The organism is Burkholderia diffusa (genome assembly GCF_001718315.1).
GTDB lineage: Bacteria > Pseudomonadota > Gammaproteobacteria > Burkholderiales > Burkholderiaceae > Burkholderia > Burkholderia diffusa_B.
Genome location: NZ_CP013363.1, coordinates 2,035,737 through 2,056,568 on the forward strand (window position 1 = coordinate 2,035,737; position 20,832 = coordinate 2,056,568).

Consider the following 20,832-nt stretch of genomic DNA (forward strand, 5'->3'; position numbering starts at 1 on the left):
GGCCGTATTTCCAGGAGCGTTCGATCTTGATGATTTCGCTGACTACCCTACTGTCGTATCTCCTCGTCGTCGCCGCCGGCATGAGTGTCGCACTGCAGCAGGTGCTCAACGCCAACCTCCGCGCACAACTCGCTTCCCCGTGGTGGGCCGGCTCGGTCAGCTACTTCGTCGGGCTCGTCGCGATGCTGGCGGTCGCATTCCTGTCGCCGCAGCCGCGCCTGACAGGCGCGCTCGCCGAAACCGGATCGTGGTTCAGCTGGACGGGCGGATTCTTCGGCGCGGTATTTATCGGCGTCGCGATCCTGATGGTCCCGCGGCTGGGTGCGGCCACGACGCTCGCGCTGGTCGTCGTCGGGCAAATGGTCGGCGCGCTGATTCTCGATCAGTTCGGACTGTTCGGCACACCACAGCATCCGGTCAGCGTATTGCGCATCGCCGGCGCGGCCTGCCTGATCCTCGGCGTCGTGCTGATTCACACATGACGGTACGCCGGACGGTGCGCGGTGCAAAAATGCGCTGAGCACCGGCAAAACCCGCGATAATCGGGCGTTGAACGCCCGGCTCGCACGAACCTGCCCGCTCGCCGCGCCGCGCCATGCGTGACGACCACCCGATTCCACCCCACGCCCCGATGCCAGAGGATTTCCACTTCCTGTTGCTGCCCGGCTTCTCCGCACTCGGCTTCATGTCGGCGGTCGAGCCGCTGCGCGTCGCGAACCGCTTTCGCACCGAACTGTACCGCTGGCACGTGATCAGCGCGGACGGCGCGCCCGTCGCCGCGAGCAACGGCATCCCGGTCGCCGCCGAAGCAGCATACGCGGACGTCGCGCGGGTCGAGACGGTGTTCGTCGTCGCCGGCTTCGATCCGCTCGTGTGCTACGACCGCGCGCTCGGCGACTGGCTGCGCCGCCAGAACCGGCACGGCGCGACGCTTGGCGGCATCGACACCGGCAGCTTCGTGCTCGCGGAAGCCGGGCTGTTCGATGCATCGCAAACGCTCACGCTGCACTGGGAAGCGCTCGCGGCGTTCCGCGAACGCTACCCGGGCCTGAACGCGACGCAGGAACTGTTCGAGATCGACGACCGGCGCATCACCTGTGCGGGCGGCACCGCGTCGATCGACATGATGCTCGACCTGATCGGCAGGCGGCACGGCGCCGATCTCGCGGCGGCGATCTCCGAGCAGTTCGTCGTCAGCCGCATCCGGCAACGCTCGGACAGTCAGCGGCTCGAGATCGCAGCGCGCTACGGTGTGCACAACCGCAAGCTGATCCAGGTGATCGACACGATGCAGCGGCACATGGAAAGCCCGCTCGGATCGGACGCGCTCGCGCAGGACGTGTCGATCACGCGGCGCCAGCTCGAACGACTGTTCAGCGCGACGCTGAACGACACGCCGACGCGCTTCTACCTGAACCTGCGCCTCGACCGCGCCCGCGAGCTGCTGCAGCAGACCGACATGAGCATCACGTCGGTGTGCGTCGCATGCGGCTTCGAATCGCCATCGCATTTCTCGCGCACGTATCGCTCGCGCTTCGGCGTGAGCCCGCGCAGCGACCGCCGCGCGACGCGCTGAGCAGCGCCGCTATTGCGTACAATCCGGCGCGCCATTGCGCGCTCCGGCAGCGTTTGCCGCCGTTCGCTGAACAATGCCGCCGATTGATCGAAGGACCGAAGCGGCCTTCGAAAATAAATTGCAATGTCATCGAAAATATTCTGTAACATACCTCGCAATTAGATAGGCAGCCCTAAGGAGATGAGAGCCCGGGCCCGACGCTTGTCGTGCCACGCAGGCTGCCAAACTACGATCAATGCCGATCCGAGGGGTATGACATGACGATACTCGCTTCGCCGTCGCCGCACCTGCCTGCCGTTCGCCTCCCCGCCGCCTTTCCGCTCCGATTCTTTTCGACCTGACGTTTAGTCATCCTTAGTCAGTCGAATCTCCCTGCACCGCTTTGTCGCACCGGTTCCATCGAGCCGGCGCGCGGGCCGTGTCGTGCCTGCTCGCCACAAGCGCGCGGGCGTGTCCAACCGTTGAGATGAGGATCACGTATGCAGACATCACGCAAAGCATTGCCGCTCGCCCTGGGTCTCGCGCTCGCTTTCGGCATCGTCGGCGGCAGCGCGGCCGATACCAAGGTCGCGAACCCGCAGGCGTCGAGCCTGCGCGAAAGCCTGACGCGCGGCGTGGCACCTGCCGCGGCCAAGGCCGATACGGCCGCCGGCCAGTTCCGCGCGGACGGCGTCGCCGTCACGCTGTACAACCCCGCATATCGCGCGAAGAAGGCGGCCGCCACGCCCGCCGCCACCGCACGTGATTTCGTCGCATCGCAGGCGACGCAGCTCGGGCTCGACGCGGCCGCGCTCGCGAGCCTCGCGGTGACGTCGGAGCGCGACGACACCGATTTCACCGTCGTGCGCTTCCAGCAGCAGGCGGCCGGGCTGCCCGTATACGGAAGCGACATCGCGGTGACGGTCGCGAAGGACGGCCGCATCCTGTATGTCGCGAGCAACACGATCAACGGCGTGGTCGCCGCCGCGCGCAAGGCGCAGGCCGTCGATCAGCAGCAGGCGCTCGACCGCGCACGCGCGTATCTCGGCGTCGTCGGCTTCACGAACCTCGACGCGCAACTCGTCGCGTTCGTCGACAAGGCCGGCACGCATACCGCATGGAAGGTGCGCGGCCGTCCGCAGGACGGCCCGAAAGGCGACTGGGAACTGTTGATCGACGCGGGCAGCGGCGAAGTGCTGCGTGCCGAGGACAAGGCGTTCTATGCGACCGACGGCACGGGTTTCGTGTTCCGGCCGGATCCCCTTTCGTCGACGAAGAGCAGCTACGGCAGCACGGGCTACAAGGACAACAACGACGCGGACTCCACGCAGCTCACGGCCTCGCGCGTACGCGTAACGCTGAAGGATCTCGCGCAGTCGAATTCACGCTACGTGCTGTCGGGCCCGTATGCATCGTGCGTCGATTTCGATGCGCCGCGCGACAATGCGTGTCCGGCACAGGCGACGCCCGCCTTCGAGTTCACGCGCGGCAACCTCTATTTCGAGGCGGTGAACGCGTACTACCACATCGACACGTTCCTGCGTTACGTGAACCAGGCGCTCGGTATCAAGGCGATGCCGTACCAGTACACGGGCGGCGTGCAGTACGACCCGCACGGCGAATCGGGCGACGACAACTCGTCGTACTCGTCGAGCAGCGGCCGGCTAACCTTCGGGCAGGGCGGTGTCGACGATGCGGAAGATGCGGACGTCGTGATCCACGAGCTCGGGCACGGCATCCACGACTGGGTGACCAATGGCGGCCTGTCGCAGCAGGAAGGCCTGTCGGAAGGCACCGGCGACTATCTCGCCGCCGCGTACAGCCGCGACTTCAACCAGTGGAGCCCGTCCGACGCGCAGTATCACTGGGTCTACAACTGGGACGGCCACAACGAATACTGGGGCGGCCGCGTGACGAACTGGAACGTCGGGCGCACCTATGCGCAGGCACGCGGCGCCGAGATCCACACGGCCGGCCAGTACTGGGCATCGTGCAACCTTGTCGCGCGCGACGCGATCGGCGCGCAGGCGATGGACAAGGCGTTCCTGAAAGGGCTGTCGATGACCAACAGCTCGACGAACCAGAAGGCCGCCGCGCAAGCGGTGCTGACGGCCGCCGCCGCGCTCGGCTACAGCAGCGCGCAGCTCGCGGCGATCGGCAACGCGTACAACAAAAGCTGCACGTACGGCGTGACCGTGCCGCAGAAGTCGTAATTCCGCAGCAGGCGGGGGGCGTCGCACGACCTGCGGCGCGCCCTCTTCCTCGACATCGCCATCCTCACGAGATCGAACATGCCTACTCTGACATTGACCCGCCTGAGCGCCGCGCTGAGCGGCATGCTGCTGACCGCCGCCGCGCACGCGACGCCGGTGTGGATCACGCTCGGCGACACCGCTTTCCGCCAGCTTCAACGCATCGATGCGAGCGCGACCGCGCAGTACAGCACGACGGTGGACGCCGGCAAAACACCCGACGGCGCCACGCGCCGCGAAACCGTGCACGTCGTCGAGATCGACGATGCGCGGCTCGGCGAACTCGCCCATGCGGTACACCATGCGCGTGGCCACGGGCCCGGCTACATCGTGCATGACTCGTTCGACGACGCGCGCCGGGCATTGCAGCCGGCACCCGCCGCGCTCGCGAAACAGGCCGCCGCGACCGCCTACGCGGTGTCGAACGCGCCGCAGATCAAGACCTGGATTCAGCAACTGCAAGCCAGCAACATCGCCGGCACGATCACGTCGTTGTCGGGTTTCACGAATCGCTACTACACGACGTCGCACGGCGTCGCTGCCTCGGACTGGCTCGCGCTGCAGTGGAAGCAACTGGCCGGCTCGCGCAGCGACATCGCCGTCGAGCAGTTCGCGCATACGGGCTTTCCGCAGAAATCGGTGATCCTGACGATCCGCGGCAACGATCCGGCCGCCGGCACGGTCGTGCTGGGCGGCCACCTCGATTCGACGGTCGCCCGCACGACGGAAAACACGCGCTCGCCCGGCGCCGACGACGATGCGTCCGGCATCGCCAGCCTGACCGAAGCGCTGCGCGTGCTGCTCGCGAACGGCTACCGGCCGAAGCGGACGATCAAGTTCGTCGGTTACGCGGCCGAGGAAGCCGGGCTGCTCGGATCGAAGGCGATCGCGAAGCAGTTCCGCACGCAGAATGCGAACGTGGTCGGCGTGCTGCAACTGGACATGACCAACTACAAGGGCGATCCGAAAGACATCTACCTGATCACCGACTACACGAACGCCGCGCAGAACACCTACCTGACGAACCTGGCGAAGACCTATTTACCGGAACTCGCGGTCGGCACGTCGCAGTGCGGGTATGCATGTTCGGACCACGCGTCGTGGAATGCGCAGGGCTACCCGGCGTCGTTCCCGTTCGAGGCCGACCAGAACGACAGCCCGTATATCCATACCGTGAACGACACGCTGGAGAATTCGGACCGGCAGGCGAACCACGCGCTGAAGTTCGGCAAGCTGGCGCTCGCCTATGCGGTCGATCTTGGCGGTGACGGCAGCACGACCGTCAAGCGCTGACCGGGTCTCGCCGCCTCGAGATTCATCGGGCGGACGCGCATCGTGCGCGTCCGGTCGAAGCGCGTTTCCCGTTCCGGATAGAATCGTCGTTCGATCACTTCCGCGACACGGCGCACCGCCATGACCGACTTCTCCCGCTCTGCCGACGATCTCTCGCCCGAACGCGTCACGACCGCGTTCGACCTGCCCGGCCACACGACCGTCCGTTCGCTCGGCGTCGCGCAGGGCATCGTCGTGCGTTCGCGCTCGATCGTCGGCTCGTTCGGCGCGGCGCTGCAAACCATCTTCGGCGGCAACATCACGCTCTATACGTCGCTGTGCGAGAAGGCGCGCGAGCAGGCATTCGACAAGATGCTCGCCGACGCACGCAAGCTCGGCGCGAACGCGATCGTCGCCATGCGCTACGACTCGACCGAGATCGGGTCGGGCGTGACGGAAGTCATCTGCTACGGTACGGCCGTGCGCGTGGCGCCGGACGCGTGACGCGCATCACACGTCGCGTTCGAGCGACTTCATGTTGGTGAGCTGAGGAAACAGCTTCATCCACGTCAGCGCGACGGCGATCGTCGCTGCGCCGCCGATCACGATCGCAGCCGGCGCGCCCCACCACGCCGCCGTTACGCCCGATTCGAATTCGCCGAGCTGGTTCGACGTACCGATGAACAGCGAGTTGACCGCGCTCACGCGGCCGAGCATGTCGTCGGGGGTACGCAGCTGCACGAGCGACAGGCGCACGACGACGCTCACCACGTCCGACGCCCCCAATGCCGCCAGCGCAATGAGCGACACCGCGAAATGCCGCGACAGCCCGAACACGATCGTTGCGATACCGAACGCGATCACGCCGCCGAACATCGCGCGGCCCGGCCGCCCCTTCAACGGAAAACGCGTGAGCCACAGCGTGCCCGCGAGTGCACCGACCGCGGGCGCCGCGCGCAATGCGCCGAGCCCCCACGGCCCGACCTGCAGGATGTCGCGCGCGTAGATCGGCAACAGCGCGGTCGCGCCGCCGAACAGCACCGCGAACAGGTCGAGCGACAACGCACCGAGGATCGCCGGTTCGCGCCGGATGAACGCGATACCGGAAAACACCGAACGCAATGTGACCGGCTCGCGCGCGGGCGGCGCGCTGCGCAGCGGAATCGTACCGCTCAGCACCGCCGCGATTGCGAACGCGACGACGCTCGTACCGAACGCGGCGGGCGCGCCGACGCCATACAGGAGGCCGCCAAACGCCGGCCCGAGAATCTGCGCGGCCTGGTTCGCGGACGTCGACAGCGCGGTCGCACGCGGCAGGTCGCCGCGCGGCACGACGGCCGGCAGCAGCGACGACACCGACGGCGATTCGAACGCGCGCGCGGTGCCGACGATCGCCGCGAGCGCATACACGCCCGGTGCGACGAGCCACCCTTTCGCGGCGCCGAGCAGGAACACGCCGGCGGCCAGCGCCTCGACGCCCTGGCAGATCGTCGCGATGCGCCGGCGATCGTAGCGGTCGGCCACCTGCCCGACCACGAGCGTCAGCGCGAACATCGGCACGAACTGCGCGAGCCCGACGAGACCGAGCGCGAACGCGCTGTGCGTGAGCGCATAGACGTACCAGCCGATCGCGACCGAGAGGATCTGGAACGCGAGCGACGACATTACGCGCGTGCCCCAGAAGCGCTGGAACGGCGCGTGGCGAAACAGGTTGGCGGGTAACGGCGACGGCGAACGGGATTCGGGTAACGGGGCGGTCATCGGACGGATGTCATCGAAGAAGGGCCGGCGTTGCGCAATGCGGCCAAACCGCGATGATAGCTTCAACCGCCCCAATCCCGCCCGATGCCTGCCCGTTGGGCACAGGGCCCGCGCATATCGCACCGCCCGATACCGATTCGCATCCGAACAACGCGCAAAAAAAAAAAGCGCGAACCGCGGTTCGCGCCAAAGAGAGACCTCGCTGAAGACGTCGAAAGAATTACCCGCCCCGCTCAGAACGAATGCCGCATCCCGATCCGCACGTCGGCCTGCGTCTGCGTCGTCGACGGCGTGAAGCTGTAGCCGATCACCGCATCGACACCTTGCGAAGCACGCAGGTAATCGCCGGAGATGTACACATCGGTGCGCTTCGACAGCAGGTAGTGCAGGCCGGCCGTGCCCTGGTTCCAGTGGTGACCTTCGAAACGCGTGTGCTGGTAGCCCGCGATGAAGCTCAGTGCCGGCGTGAACTGGTACATGCCGCCGCCTTCATAAACCTGCATGTGCGACGACTGGCCGAAGCCCTTGATCGTCGTGTACGAGAAGTTCGCGTCGAGCGACAGCTTGCCGATCGTGTAGCTCGTGCCGATGCCGAACGTGCCCTGGCTGTCGACGTCCATCGCGGTGTTCGCGAACAGGTCGGTGCGCGCGCCGGTCGCCGGATCGACGGTCACGGTCTGCTGGCCGAGGAACGTATGCGTGCCGATCATCGCGTACGGGTCGAACGCATAGATGCCGTTCGGGTTGTTCAGGCGCGTGTACGCGGCGCCGATCGAGAAGTCGCCCTTCGTGTAGCTTGCGCCCGCGCTCCATGCGCTGTTGCGATGGAAGTTGCCGGCGACGTTGCCGAACGAGTACATCGCGCCGAACTTGAAGCCGCTCAGGTCGTTCGACAGGAACTTGACCGAGTTCGGCAGGCGGTCGCCGTTGAAGCGGTCGAAGTCGCCCTGGTGGATCGCGTAGCCGCTGCCCCATGCCGAGATGTTGTAGATCGACACGAGCTCGTTGGTGATGTCCAGCTGGTTGCCGAACGACAGCGTGCCCCAGTCGTTCTGGAGACCGACATAAGCCTGCCGCCCGAACTCCGCCCCGCCGAACCCGAGCTGCCCGTTGCCCAAGTGGAAGCCGCTCTCGAGCGCGAACACGGCCTTCAGGCCGCCGCCCAGATCTTCCGTGCCTTTCAGGCCGAAACGGTTCCCGTAGGCGACGCCGTCATCGAACTTGACCACATGCGAACCGCCCGTGTTGTTCACGTACGTAATGCCCGCGTCGAGAATCCCGTACAGCGTCACGCTGCTCTGCGCATGGCCGATGGCGGGAATACAGGCCGCGCATGCCAGCGCGGCGGCTACGGCAACTTTCTTTTGCTTCATTGTCGACCACCCTCCCTGAACCCTTCGATGGAAAGAACCGTGGCCTGGCGCGCACAGCAATACGCCGGCTGATTCGAATTCGGTACATCCGCTGGCTTCGGCATTTCGTTTTCCGCAATAACGCAGCCATTGGCGAAAAATACAAACCCATATTTCAGGTCACCCGTCTGAAGGCGACACCAAATGGTCTTGATGCGACTGGTCGGGAAAACACGGAGACGGGCGGCACGGCAAAAGCCGGCCGCCCGAAGGCAGGTCAGCGGGCATCGAGCGCGGCGCGTACGGCCGGCAGGGCCGGCGTGCCGGATGCGGTCGTGACGCCGTCCAGCCAGCCCTCGACGAGCGCCGGATCGGCTTTCAGCACGTGCTGCGCCGCCAGCGCGGGCGACGTCTTGTTGTCGAGCATGTCGGCGATCATCCGGTTCTCGACGTCCACGGAGAACGTCATCTGCCGGAACAGCCGCGCCAGATTCGCGCACTGGCCGGCAAAGCCGGGGCGCGTCACCGTGTTGACCGTCGCGCCGCCATAGTTCGGGCCGAAATACGCATCGCCGCCCGACAGGTAGGTCAGGTGGAATTTCGTGTTCATCAGGTGCGGCTCCCACGCGAGGAAGACAATCCAGCGCTTGTCCCGCACCGCGCGCTCGACCTGCGTGAGCATCCCCGTCTCGCTCGATTCGACGAGAGACCAGTTCGCGGACCCGAGCGCGTGGTCGGACAGCATCCGCTTGATGTTCTGGTTCGCGGGCGCGCCGGGCTCGATCCCGTAGATCTTGCCGCCGAAGCGGTCCGCGTAGCGCGCGAGATCGGCGAATGTATGCACGCCGGCCGCCGCGACGTAGTCGGGCACGGCCAGCGTGAACTTCGCGCCGCTGAGGTTCGCGTGCAGCACGTCGATCGACTTCTCGTCGACGAACGGCTTCACGAGCGGCGCCTGCGCGGGCATCCAGTTGCCGAGGAACACGTCGACCTGCCCTTTCTTCAAGCCCTGGTACGTGATCGGCACCGACAGGTTCGCGACGTCCTGCCGGTAGCCGAGCGCCTTCAGCACGACGCCGGCCATCGCATTCGTCGCGTCGATGTCGGTCCAGCCGGGCGCCGCCATCTTCACGTCGCGACACGTTTGCGGATCGGCGGCGTGCGCCGACTGCATCGCCACCACGCACGCGGTCGCGGCGAGCGCCGCGCCGAGCCTCCGGATTGCTGCATTGCATTGTCGTTTCATGATTCGCTTCCTCCGTCGTTCGTCAATGACCGCGATGCGGACCGTTCAGCGCCCGACGCGCGGAAAGCGCGCCATCGCTTCGAGCGTGTCGAGTTCGATGTGATTGCGCATGTAGCGCTGGCTCGCATCGGTAAACGGCTGCCAGTCCCATGCCTGGATGCGCCCCTGCGTCGTCGCCGCGTAATGGAACCGGCGCCGCCGCTGGCTCGCGCGCACCTGGGCGTCGAGTTCCGGCAGGTTCCAGCGCCGCGCGGCCTCCGCGCGGAAGGCGGCGAGCATGTCGGCGGCTTCGGGCAGGCCGGCCAGGTTCGTACGCTCGCGCGGATCGTCGGCGAGGTTGTAGAGCTGGTCGGGGTCGGCCGGGCAATGCACGTACTTCCAGTCGCCGCGGCGGATCATCACGACCGGCGCGACCGCCCCTTCAGCGAGATACTCGCCCAGCGCGACGTCGTGCGCCGGTGCGCCACGCAGATGCGGCACGAGGCTCGCGCCGTCGACCGGGTCCGGCCAAGCGCCGGCGGGCGCCGCGCCGGCCAGCTCGACGAGCGTCGGCAGCAGGTCGACGTGCGACACGGGCCCGCGTACCCGCGCGGCATCGAAGCGGCCCGGCGCATGAACGATCAACGGCACGCGGCAGCCGCCCTCGAAGAACGTCATCTTGTACCAGAGGCCGCGCTCGCCGAGCATGTCGCCGTGGTCGGACGTGACGATCACGATCGTGTCGTCGGCGAACCCGCATTGCTCGAGCGCGGCCAGCACGCTGCCGAATTGCGCGTCGACGTAGGACGTCGCGCCATAGTACGCGCGGCGCGCGGCGCGGATCTGCGTGTCGCTGGGCGGCGTGCGGTCGTTTTCGCAGACGAAGCGCAGCCGCTGCGAATGCGGATCGCTGTCGGCCGCATCGAGCCGCACGGCCGGCATGTCGATTTCGTCGTCGTTGTACAGATCCCAGTATTCGCGCGTGATCGCGTACGGATCGTGCGGATGCGTCAGCGAGACGACCATGCAGAACGGTCGCTCGTCATGCCCGGCGGCACGCTCGCGCGCGACGTCGTACAGCTTCTGCTTCGCCGCGAACGTGACCTCGTCGTCGAAGTCGAGCTGGTTCGTGCGCACGCACGGGCCGGCCTCGAGCACCGAGCTCATGTTGTGATACCAGCTCGGCCGCTCGGTCGGGCGATCCCAGTCGGGCACCCAGCCGAAGTCGGCGGGATAGATGTCGGTCGTCAGCCGCTCCTCGAAGCCGTGCAGTTGGTCCGGCCCGCAGAAATGCATCTTGCCGGACAGCATCGTGCGGTAGCCGCCCGCGCGCAGGTAGTGGGCGAAGGTCAGCGTTTGCGCCGGCAGTTCGGCGGCGTTATCGTAGGCGCCGATACCCGACGGCAGCTTGCCGGTCAGCAGCGAGAAACGCGACGGCGCGCACAGTGGGCTCGCGCAATACGCGGCATCGAATACCACGCCTTGCGACGCGAGCCGGTCGAGCGTCGGCGTGCGTGCGACGCGATTGCCGTAGGCTGGCAACGCGAACGGCGTCAGCTGGTCGGCCATCAGGATCAGGATGTTGGGAGTCGGGTTCGTCATCGGCGGTCGTGGGGAAATCGGTGTTCGAACGGAACGGCGCGACGCTTGCGCAGCGACGCAGCCAGCATGACGGACGCAGCCTGAAGAAAGTGCCGCGCGCACCGGCCGCGACTGGCTAGAATCGCGGAAGGACCGGCACGGTGCCGTGTCGTCCGAATCACTATCCCCCGCCCGAATTCGCGCGGGAAGGCGTCCGGCCCTTATGAGGCCATTAGAGAGACTTATGTCGAAATCCGAACCGTTACCGTCGATGCAGGCGCTGCGCGCGTTCGAATCGGCCGCCCGTCTCCAGAGCTTCACGGCCGCCGCGCGCGAGCTCGGCTCGACGCAGCCGGCCGTGAGCCAGCAGGTGTTCCAGCTCGAGGCGGAGCTCGGCGTGCCGCTGTTCGAGCGCAGCCCGCGCGGCGTCACGCTGACGAGCGACGGCCAGTGCCTGTACGAAGCCGTGCGGGTAAGCCTCGACACGCTGCGCGGCGCCACCGCGACGCTGCGCGCGCGCCGCGAGCATGGCGCGCTCACGATCGTCACGGATTTCGGTTTCGCGACCTACTGGCTGATGCCGCGCCTCGCGGGCCTGAAACGCGTGATGCCGGACGTCGACGTGCGGGTCGTCACGTCACAGGATTACGACGCGCAGCGCGACCACGCCGACATCGCGATCCTGTTCGGCGACGGCCACTGGCCGTCGTGCACGGCCGCGCGGCTCTTTCCGGAATCAGTCACGCCCGTCTGCTCGCCCGCGTTCCGCGCCGCGCACCCGCACGTCGCCCGGCCCGACCATCTGCATGCGCTGCCGCTGCTGCACGTGCAGCCGACGCGCCCCGAGCGCTGGCTGTCGTGGGCCGGCTGGTTCGACGCGCATGGCCTCGACGCGCCCGCCGCCGCGCGTGGCGTGACCTTCAACAGCTATGCGCTCGTGATCCATGCTGCGCTGCTCGGCGAGGGCGTCGCGCTCGGCTGGTCGCCGCTCGTCGACGAGCTCGTTGCGTCCGGGCAGCTCGTGAAGCTCGTCGACGCACCCGTCGTCACGTCGCGCGGCTACTTCCTCGTGCGTCCGCCGCAGCGCCCCGAACCGGACGCGACCCACGTGTTCCGTCGCTGGCTGCTGGATGCGTGCGCACCTGCGTGAACGGCGCTCCGGCAAGCGAATACACACCTGACACTTGCTGGACTCGCCGCGCCCGTCCCGCCCGACGCCCGCTGCCCGGCCCGCCGAAGCCCCGCTCCGTTCGGCCGCACTGACGCGCCGATACCAGCCACACGGCGGGTTGGTTCTATCCTCGCCAAAAACGTCCTGATTTACTTGAGTCTCCCGCTACCCGCGTAGCTCGACGCCATGGTGCGCCGCCGCGCGGGTTCGCCCCCAAGACATCCGAGGAATCACATGACCGCCGACTCACGCCCCGATCAATTCGTCCTGACGCTGTCGTGCCCGAGCGCGGCCGGCCAGGTCGCCGCCGTCGTCGGCTTTCTCGAGCGCCACCGCTGCTATGTCGATGCGCTGAACGTGTTCGACGACGATCTCAGCAACCACTTCTTCGTGCGCTGCGTGTTTCATCCGACGGATGAGTCGCTACAGATCGACGCGTTGCGCCAGGAGTTCGGGCCGATCGCGACCGCGCTCGGCGGCGGCGGTGAAGGCGACACGCAATGGGCGATCCACGACGTGAACGCGCGCCCGAAGGTGCTGATCATGGTGTCGAAGCTCGAGCACTGCCTCGCCGACCTGCTGTTCCGCTGGCGGATGGGCGAGCTGAAGATGGACATCGTCGGCATCGTGTCGAACCATCCGGACTTCGAACCGCTTGCCGTACAGCACGGGCTGCCGTTCCGCCATTTCCCGATCACGGCCGACACCAAGGCGCAGCAGGAAGCGCAGTGGCTCGACTTCTTCGAATCGAGCGGCGCCGAGCTCGTGATCCTCGCACGTTACATGCAGGTGCTGTCGCAGGAAACCAGCGCGAAGCTCGCGAACCGCGCCATCAACATCCATCACTCGTTCCTGCCCGGCTTCAAGGGCGCGAAACCGTATCACCAGGCGCACGCGCGCGGCGTGAAGCTGATCGGCGCGACCGCGCATTTCGTGACCGACGATCTCGACGAAGGTCCGATCATCGAGCAGGTGGTGGAGCGCGTCGATCATGCACTGCGTCCCGAGCAACTGCTCGCGGTCGGCCGCGACGTCGAATGCATCACGCTCGCACGCGCGGTGAAGGCGTTCATCGAGCGCCGCGTGTTCCTGAACGGCGACCGGACGGTGGTGTTTCCGTAAACGCATCGCTTCGGCGAGCGGCCAACAAAAAACCCGACCGGCAGCAGCAGCCGGTCGGGTTTTTTATCGCATTGCGTTCGGCGCCTCGCGCGACGGTTCCGGGTGCGGTGTCCGGATTCGCCGCGCTTACGGGCTTACTTCACCCACGCGAAGTAATACGACAGCCAGATCGTGAGCGCCGCGCCGACCAGCGCCGCATACGGCATCAGGTTCAGCCACATCGCGCGCTTTGGCACCTCGAGCTCCATGTCGCGCTGCATCTGCGCGGGGAAACGGCCGCGATCCTGCCAGTAGTGGCGATAGAGAAACACCGGCACGATCAGCAGCATTGCGATCAGCCCGTTGCGCAACGTGCCTTCGCCCTGCAGGTTCGCACCCGCGCCGACATAGACGAGGTTCGCGTAGCCGCAGATCGAACCGGCGACGAGCAGCCAGGTCGGACAGCGGAACGGGCGATCCCAGTTGCCGCGATCCATCCGGTGAATCCAGCCCGACTGAAGATTCAGGAACACGAACAGCATGTAGCAGACGTTCGAGATCGACAGCACCGTCATGTAGTCCGACATCATCAGCAACACGAGGTTGAAGCCGAGATCGGTCCACATCGCTCGGGTGGGCGAGCCGTGCTCGTTCACGTGCGACAGATACTTCGGCAGCCATCCGTCGACTGACGCTTGGTACAGCGTGCGCGACGAGCCCATCATCGACGTCATCACGATCAGCAGGATCGACAGCATCAGCATCACGACGACCGCGTTCGCGACCCACGCGCCGCCGCCGACGATCTTCGCCATCGCGGCCGCGACGCCGGTGCCGTCGCCGATCGACGGATCGAGCATCGCCTGCGTGCCGAGCGCGCCCTGGAACGCCATCGGCACGAGCGTCATCACGACGAGACACAGCGCGCCCGACCAGAAGATCGCCTTCGCGGTGTCGCGACGCGGATCGCGGAATTCACGCGTATAGCAGACAGCCGTCTCGAAACCGTACGACGCCCAGCCCGCCATGAACATCGCACCGAGCGCCATCGTGACGCCCTGCCCGTTCCACGAACCGAAGGTCGCGGTCGTGAGATTGCCTTGAGCATCATGACCGAGCGGCAGCAACGGGAGCAGATTCGACATCGGCACGTCGCCGGTGACGAAGGGCACGATGCCGACGATCAACAGCGGCGTGAGCGACGCGATGCCGAGAATGCGCTGCGTGCGTGCGGCCTTCGACGCGCCGCTGTGCTGCAGTTTGAACGTGATGAGAAGCAGAATCGTCGCGATGATGAACGTCGCGTTGATTCGCAGGGAAAGACCCGGCTTGATGAAGCCGAGATCCGCAACCTTGAGCTGCCAGTGCAGCACCGCCGCATTGGCGGGAAAGAGACTCGTGAGCGCATAGCTCGCCGCGAGGCCGCAGCCGAGCGCAAGCATCGGCGACCACGCGAGCCAGTTGCACCACACGGAAACCGGGGCAATCAGTTTGCTGTATCGAACCCAGCCGATCGCGCCATACACCGACGCACCGCCCGATTTATGGGGAAATAGCCCCGATATTTCCGCATAAGTCGCGCTTTGAATCAGCCCCATCGTGATCGCGGCGATCCAAATCGCCCACGCGGGCTGGCCGATCGTCGCGCATACGCCACCGATCGTGAACAGCACGCCTGCCGGCACGCCGCTCGTTACCCAGAAGGCATCTTTCCAAGTCAGGCCACGATGCAGCGTGTGGCCCGTCGAATCATGTGAGATGGTTGCCTCAACACCACTGGTGCGATTCGCACGCAGTCCTGCTTGACTCATCCAATTCCTCCTCTCGATCAGAGTTAGCGCTTCAGCGCTTACTCTGGTCCGATGCAAAGCAGATGACTCCGCACAAGGGCGCTAGTGTAACAACTTACGCGCATTTTTGCAGAATCAGTAAAAGAAAACCGGGATATGCCCGCATGAATTCCGGATTATTTCGGATTCCTGCAAGACATTCCCGGTCTGTTTTTTTATGATTCTCGCGACGAATCGCCGCGGTCTTTACTGCGCGCCTTCAGTCCACGAATTCACGCGATCGGCATGCGCCGCGATCCATGCATCGGCGGCGGCTTCCGGCTTCGAGCCGTTCTGGATCGCGAGCATCACGCTGTCGATCTCGCCCGGCTTCCACTGGAATTTCTTCAGGAACGCGACGACCGGCTTCGCCTTCGTTTCGAGCTGCGGGTTCACGACGCTGTCGACGTGCTCGGCGCCGCCGAACACCTTCTTCGGATCGTCCAGGAAGCGCAGCTTCCACTTCGCGAACATCCAGTGCGGCGCCCAGCCGGTCACGATCACGGGCTTGTTCGCGCCGACGGATCGCGACAGTTCGGCCGTCATCGCGCTGCCCGAGCTCGGCATCAGCGTGTAGTTCAGGCCGTAGCTCTTGATCGCTTCGTCGGTCTTGCGCATCACGCCCGCGCCAGCGTCGATGCCGACGATCCGGCCGCCGAAGCTGCCTTTCTCGGCATTCAGATCGTCGATGCTCTTCGCCTTCACGTAGTCGGGGACGATCAGTCCGATCTTCGCGTCAGGAAAGTTCGCGCCGAGATCGACGACCTTCGTCTTGTATTCGCCCCAGTAGGAGCCGTGCGTGACCGGCAGCCATGCGGAGAGCGTCGCGTCGAGGTCGCCGCGCGCTACGCCCTGCCACATGATCCCGGCAGCCACCGGCACGAGCTGGACCTGGTAGCCGAGCTTCTTCTCGATCACGCGAGCCGCGACGTTCGACGTTGCGACGCTGTCGTCCCACCCTTCGACGTAACCGATCTTCAGCGTCGGCTTCGTATCTGCGAGCGCCGACGCGCTCAGTGCCACCATCGCCGACAGTGCGCCGGTCCACAACAGCTTTCCGAACAACTTCATGGTCGATCTCCTTGGAATGCGCACCGTGCGCGTTGTCTCTCTAGGTTCTTCAACCACAATTCCGCGGTATCGTTGTTTTACGACGGATGCTTGTCCGAAGGCGACGCGACGCGTCGCATCCGGACCGGCGATGGCTTGTCTCGACTACTTGTCGATCACGAGGTCCGACAGCGGCTTGCTGCAGCACAGCAGCACCATCCCCTGATCGATCTCCCGCTGGCGGATGCCGCCGTTGTGCTTCATCTCGACTTGCCCCGACACGAGCTTCACCTTGCAGGTACCGCACATGCCCTGCGTGCACGACGCCGGCAGCCGCACGCCCGACTGGCGCGCCGCATCGAGCACGTGCTGCTCCGAGCCGCACGAAATCTCGCGGTTGCTCTTCGCGAAGCTGACCGTGTATTGCTTCGTCGCGACGTCGGCGCCGTCGGCGGCCGGCACGAGCTCGGCGAGCACGTCGTCGCTCGCCGTCTGCGCGAGCGTTTCGAACGAGAAGCTTTCCTCGTGATACTGCTTGCGGTCGAAGCCGGCTTCGTCGAGGAGGTCGCGCACGGCCTTCATGTACGGCGCGGGGCCGCACGTGAAGATCTCGCGCTCCATGAAGTCCGGTGCGATCAGCTTCAGCAGCGGCAGCGTCAGGAAGCCCGTGACGCCCGGCCAGTTGGTGCGCGCACCGACGCGCTCGACGACGAACGACGTGCGGAAGTTCGTATGGTTCGACGCGATCAGATCGAGTTCGCGCGCGAAGATGATGTCGTCCGGCGTGCGCGCGCTGTGCACGAACAGGATGTCGCGATCCTCGGCGAGATCATGGTGTGCGCGGCTCATCGACATCAGCGGCGTGACGCCCGAGCCGGCCGACAGGAACAGGTACTTGCGCGCCGGATGCCGCGCGCACGTGAATTCACCGGCCGGGCCGAGCACGCGGACCGACGCGCCCGGCTGCAGGTTGTCGTGCAGCCAGTTCGACACCTTGCCGCCCGGCACGCGCTTGACCGTGATCGAGATCGTGTGCGGCCGCGCCGGCGACGACGAGATCGTGTAACACCGGTTGATCGTCTCGCCCTCGATGTCGAGCTCAAGCGTGATGAACTGCCCGGGCTCGAACGAGAACGTGCGGCCCTGCGGCGAACGGAAGAAAAAGCTCTTCACGTCGTGGGTTTCCTGCCGCACGTGGCAGCACACCAGCGTTTCCTCGACGTCGCTCGTCCAGCGCTCGGGGAGCGCGCTCCAGAACGCCGGGTGCGTAACCCGGCTGTCCGCCGGCTCGAAATTGGCCGCATCTCGCATCATGTTAGCCTCCGCAGGGCCGCCCCAAGGAGGCTAACCGCCCCCTCGGGGGGCAGCGAACAAAGTGAGCGTGGGGGTTGTTTCATCTGTAGCTCCGCTTGCTGTTCCGCTGATTACTACGTACTACGCGCCGGTTTTTTCGGCGAGCCGGCCGATGTACCAGGCCGAGAATTTTTCGACGAGACCTTCCGTGTACGGCGAATACGGGCCCGGCTCGTACGCGCTGCTGGTCGCGCCGCGCTGCGAGAATTCGACGAGTGCGCGGTCCTGGTCGTTGGTCGCGTTCCACACGGCCGTCAGGTTCTTCACGTCGTAGTCGATGCCTTCCTTCGCATCCTTGTGCACGAGCCACTTGGTGCGCACGAGCGTCTTGCCGGCCGACAGCGGAATCACCGAGAACGTCACGATGTGATCGCTCATGAAGTGGTGCCACGAGTTCGGCTGCGTCCAGAACGACAGGCCGCCAAGGTCGGCCTGGTCGAATTTGCCGAGGAGCTTCTTCGATGCGATCTTCGCGTCGAGCGTCTGCGATTCGCCGCTGCGGTCCAGCGGCAGGCGCTGCGTGCGGAAGCCCGTCACGTCGAGCAGCTTTTCGATTTCCGCGGACGGCAGGCCCATTTCGGCCCACTCCTTGCCACGGCGCACGCAGGTTTCCGCGAATGCGTCCATGCCTTCGGCGTTCGCGTCGGAGCGCTGGTAGCCGAAGCCGTATTCATACAGCGAGATTGTCAGCTCCGGATGGTTCGCGACGCAGTGATAGCACTCGCGGTTGTTCTCCATCGTGAGCTTCCAGTTGCCTTCCTCGATGATGTCGATCTGCGCGGCGATCTTCGTGTTCGGCAAATCGTGCGGCAGCAGATACGGCTCCATCTGGGCGCGCAGCTGCGCGAAATCGGCCGGCGGCTCCTCGGCGAGGCAAACGAAGATCAGCCCCGCGAGGTTCTGCACGTGCACCGACTTCAGGCTGTGCTTGCAACGGTCGAACTGCTCTCCCATGTGCTCGGCGAACATCAGCTGGCCCGTCAGGTTGTAGGTCCAGCTGTGGTACGGGCACACGATGTTGCCGACCGAGCCTTTATCCTCGTTGCACAGGCGCGCGCCGCGGTGACGGCACACGTTGTGGAACGCGCGGATTTCCATGTCGTCGTCGCGCACGATCAGGATCGAGTCGCTGCCCAGTTCCACGGTCACGTAGTCGCCCGGCTCGGGAATGTCCGGTTCGACCGCGACCTGGATCCAGTGCTGGCGGAAAATCGCCTCCATGTCGAGGGCGAAGATTTCCTCGCTCGTGTAGAACGGCGCCTCGAGGCTGTAACCTTCCTTGCGTCGCTCGATCAGTGCGCGAATGTCTGCCGATACTTTCATCGTTTGCTCCGGATTCCTTGCGTCCCAGTGTGGTTGCCGACAGGCATCAAAATCAGTAGTCGATGAGCTGATGCTCGCGCAAATACGCGAGGATCACTTGTGCTTTTTCGACTGAACTCCCTTCATTTACGACGTTGCCGCCACGGCTTTCGGTCGTCGTCGCCGACAGCATCCGGGCATGCCCGGAGCGCTTCTCGGCGGCGACCAGTTTTACGGGTTTACGCTCGATCGGGCCAACCTTCCACGCGCTGGCATCGGCATCCGCGCCGGTCGACGTCAGCGCCGGGCGGATCGTGCCGGCCCGCAGCCGCGCATACGCGTAGCGCGGCGCGACGTTGGCGAGCGGATGCACGGCGACGACGGCAGGCAACGCCGCGTCGACGCGCCGCCGCAACCCTTTCGGCAAGAATTGCCGGACCGCCGCACGGCCGGCGTCGACCGTCACGTCGACAGCCGAGCCGACGAGCGGATAGCCGAGGGTCGCGGCGACGCGATATGGCAGCATCCCGGTGTCGTACGCGCCCTCGGCGCGGGTGCCGGTCAGCACCAGGTCGTAGCCTTCGACGCGCGCGGCGAGTGCGTGCGCGGCATCGTCGCCGTCATGGCAGGCCAGCACCTCGACCTGCCGTGCGCCGAGCGCGAGGTATTCAGCAAGCGCTTCATTTGCGGGATCACCTGCATGGAGCACGTCGAGCTGCGCGCGATGCCGCTCCGCGAGCTGGCGTCCGACCTCGAGCGCGGCAGCATCGTTGCGGCTGTAGCGCGCGGTGCCGCTGACGGGGTGCCGGCCCACGGAGACGAGCACCGCGATGCGTTGCAACTGGCGGGGGGCGTTCATGCTGCGACTCCTTCGGATTCACGGGCGCCGACCGCGGCCGGCGATTGTCCACGCGACGCGCGTGCGGCCTGCACCTGTTCGATCAGCGCGGCGATCGTTGCCTGCGCGTCGCCGACCACCGTCAGGTTCGCGCGCTTCGCGATCGGCGCGCTGCCGTCGAGGTTGACCGCGATCACGTGACGGCAGTCCTTGATCCCCTGCAAGTGCTGCACCGCGCCCGAGATGCCGAACGCAATGTACACACTGGCCTCGACCGTCTTGCCGGTCGCGCCGACCTGCTTGTCGCGCGTGAAGTGACCGTTGTCGACGGCGACACGGCTCGCGCCGATCGCCGCGCCGAACGCGCCTGCGAGCCGCTCGAACGCGCCGATGTCCGACACGCCGTTGCCGGCCGACACGATGAAGTCCGCTTCCTCCAGCGCGACCTGCGCCGCGTCGATTTCCTCGAGGCCGAGATCGCGGTACAGCTGCGCCGCGTCGCCGGCCGGGCGAATGAAGTCGGCGGCCAGGCGCTCGCCGGCGCCGACGAACGGCAGCTTCGCTTCGACCGCGTTCTGCGCGAGCAGGATCACGTCGGGCAATCCGCGCGTCGCGAACGCACGGCCGGCCTGCGCATACGCGCCGACGTGCTTCGCATCGATCTCGACCACGTGGGTCGCGACGCTCGCGCCGGCGGCCGCCGCGTAGCGCCGGCCGAGATCGCCGTCGCCGGTCGCGTTGTCGGGCACGAACACGTGCTTCGGCGCGAGCGCCGCGGCGCACGCCTGCAACGCCTGCAATTCGCTTTCGGGCGCAAAGGCGCGACGATCGAAATCGACCAGCTCGATCAGCTTGTCGACGCCGAGCGCCGCGGCGTCATCCTTCAGTTCGCCGAACGCCAGCAGCGCCACTTCCGTCTGCGCGTCGGCGAGCACCGCGGCGGCGGCGATCGCCTGCCGCGCATGGTCGTCGAGCGCACCGCGCTCGGTGTGCGCCACCACCAGCATCACGTGCTTCGGGTCCTGCACCGCGCGGCGCGGCTTCACGGCCGCGGCGCCATGACCGTGCGCGGACCACTGCGCGACGCTCGCGTCGGCGCTGCCTTCCTCGCCGAGCGTGATGCGCTTCAGGCCGGCGGCCGTGATGATGAACGGGCGGCGCGGATCGATTCGTTTGATCGTGTTCATCGA

General features: G+C 66.2%; 17 protein-coding genes. 7 read left to right on the plus strand and 10 right to left on the minus strand.

Going from position 1 to position 20,832, the window contains the following annotated elements; translation table 11 throughout:
• Positions 1-38 precede the first annotated feature (38 nt).
• From WI26_RS24375 to WI26_RS24395, 5 genes are all read left to right on the plus strand, one after another.
• Complete coding sequence (locus WI26_RS24375) at positions 39-482, plus strand: DMT family transporter (RefSeq protein ID WP_069227857.1); 444 nt, start codon at positions 39-41, stop codon at positions 480-482.
• Between the two features lie 149 nt (positions 483-631).
• Positions 632-1,576 carry a GlxA family transcriptional regulator gene (locus tag WI26_RS24380; protein WP_059466832.1) on the plus strand — a complete coding sequence of 315 codons (945 nt, stop codon included), beginning with the start codon at positions 632-634 and terminating at the stop codon, positions 1,574-1,576.
• Between the two features lie 479 nt (positions 1,577-2,055).
• Positions 2,056-3,768 (plus strand): M36 family metallopeptidase, encoded by a 1,713-nt coding sequence (locus WI26_RS24385; protein WP_069227461.1) that lies wholly within the window; start codon positions 2,056-2,058, stop codon positions 3,766-3,768.
• Positions 3,769-3,846: 78 nt separating this feature from the next.
• Positions 3,847-5,100 carry a M20/M25/M40 family metallo-hydrolase gene (locus WI26_RS24390; RefSeq protein WP_069227462.1) on the plus strand — a complete coding sequence of 418 codons (1,254 nt, stop codon included), beginning with the start codon at positions 3,847-3,849 and terminating at the stop codon, positions 5,098-5,100.
• 120 nt (positions 5,101-5,220) lie between these two features.
• Positions 5,221-5,583, plus strand: coding sequence for a YbjQ family protein (locus WI26_RS24395; RefSeq protein ID WP_069227463.1), 363 nt, complete (start codon positions 5,221-5,223; stop codon positions 5,581-5,583).
• A 6-nt stretch (positions 5,584-5,589) separates the two neighbouring features.
• Here WI26_RS24395 and WI26_RS24400 read toward each other — a convergent pair whose 3' ends face one another.
• The 4 genes from WI26_RS24400 to betC form a co-directional block, all read right to left on the minus strand.
• Positions 5,590-6,840 (minus strand): MFS transporter, encoded by a 1,251-nt coding sequence (locus tag WI26_RS24400; protein ID WP_069227464.1) that lies wholly within the window; start codon positions 6,838-6,840, stop codon positions 5,590-5,592.
• A 233-nt stretch (positions 6,841-7,073) separates the two neighbouring features.
• Positions 7,074-8,213 carry a porin gene (locus WI26_RS24405; protein WP_059537790.1) on the minus strand — a complete coding sequence of 380 codons (1,140 nt, stop codon included), beginning with the start codon at positions 8,211-8,213 and terminating at the stop codon, positions 7,074-7,076.
• Positions 8,214-8,469: 256 nt separating this feature from the next.
• Positions 8,470-9,438, minus strand: coding sequence for a choline ABC transporter substrate-binding protein (gene choX, locus WI26_RS24410; protein ID WP_059511992.1), 969 nt, complete (start codon positions 9,436-9,438; stop codon positions 8,470-8,472).
• A 45-nt stretch (positions 9,439-9,483) separates the two neighbouring features.
• Positions 9,484-11,019 (minus strand): choline-sulfatase, encoded by a 1,536-nt coding sequence (gene betC / locus WI26_RS24415; RefSeq protein ID WP_069227465.1) that lies wholly within the window; start codon positions 11,017-11,019, stop codon positions 9,484-9,486.
• Between the two features lie 202 nt (positions 11,020-11,221).
• Here betC and WI26_RS24420 point away from each other — a divergent pair, with 202 nt between their 5' ends.
• Both WI26_RS24420 and WI26_RS24425 read left to right on the plus strand, forming a co-directional pair.
• On the plus strand, positions 11,222-12,148 hold the full coding sequence (locus WI26_RS24420; RefSeq protein ID WP_081051594.1) for a choline sulfate utilization transcriptional regulator: 927 nt from the start codon (positions 11,222-11,224) through the stop codon (positions 12,146-12,148).
• Positions 12,149-12,403: 255 nt separating this feature from the next.
• Positions 12,404-13,291, plus strand: coding sequence for a formyltetrahydrofolate deformylase (locus tag WI26_RS24425; protein ID WP_069227466.1), 888 nt, complete (start codon positions 12,404-12,406; stop codon positions 13,289-13,291).
• Between the two features lie 134 nt (positions 13,292-13,425).
• On the opposite strand, the gene WI26_RS24430 is transcribed toward WI26_RS24425, so the two are convergent.
• The 6 genes from WI26_RS24430 to WI26_RS24455 form a co-directional block, all read right to left on the minus strand.
• Positions 13,426-15,081 carry an APC family permease gene (locus WI26_RS24430; RefSeq protein ID WP_059466842.1) on the minus strand — a complete coding sequence of 552 codons (1,656 nt, stop codon included), beginning with the start codon at positions 15,079-15,081 and terminating at the stop codon, positions 13,426-13,428.
• Between the two features lie 225 nt (positions 15,082-15,306).
• The gene (locus WI26_RS24435) at positions 15,307-16,170 is read right to left on the minus strand and encodes a glycine betaine ABC transporter substrate-binding protein (protein WP_059466843.1); all 864 of its coding nucleotides are present in this window, start codon (positions 16,168-16,170) and stop codon (positions 15,307-15,309) included.
• Between the two features lie 144 nt (positions 16,171-16,314).
• On the minus strand, positions 16,315-17,463 hold the full coding sequence (locus WI26_RS24440) for a hybrid-cluster NAD(P)-dependent oxidoreductase (RefSeq protein WP_059537781.1): 1,149 nt from the start codon (positions 17,461-17,463) through the stop codon (positions 16,315-16,317).
• A gap of 120 nt (positions 17,464-17,583) precedes the next feature.
• Positions 17,584-18,825, minus strand: a complete 1,242-nt coding sequence (locus WI26_RS24445; protein ID WP_059537778.1) for an aromatic ring-hydroxylating oxygenase subunit alpha — start codon at positions 18,823-18,825, stop codon at positions 17,584-17,586.
• Positions 18,826-18,877: 52 nt separating this feature from the next.
• Positions 18,878-19,663, minus strand: coding sequence for an electron transfer flavoprotein subunit beta/FixA family protein (locus WI26_RS24450; protein ID WP_069227467.1), 786 nt, complete (start codon positions 19,661-19,663; stop codon positions 18,878-18,880).
• A complete protein-coding gene (locus WI26_RS24455) occupies positions 19,660-20,829 on the minus strand; it encodes an electron transfer flavoprotein subunit alpha/FixB family protein (RefSeq protein ID WP_069227468.1) in 1,170 nt (389 codons plus the stop codon). Before WI26_RS24455 ends, WI26_RS24450 begins: the two co-directional genes overlap by 4 nt.
• Between the last annotated feature and the right edge of the window lie 3 nt (positions 20,830-20,832).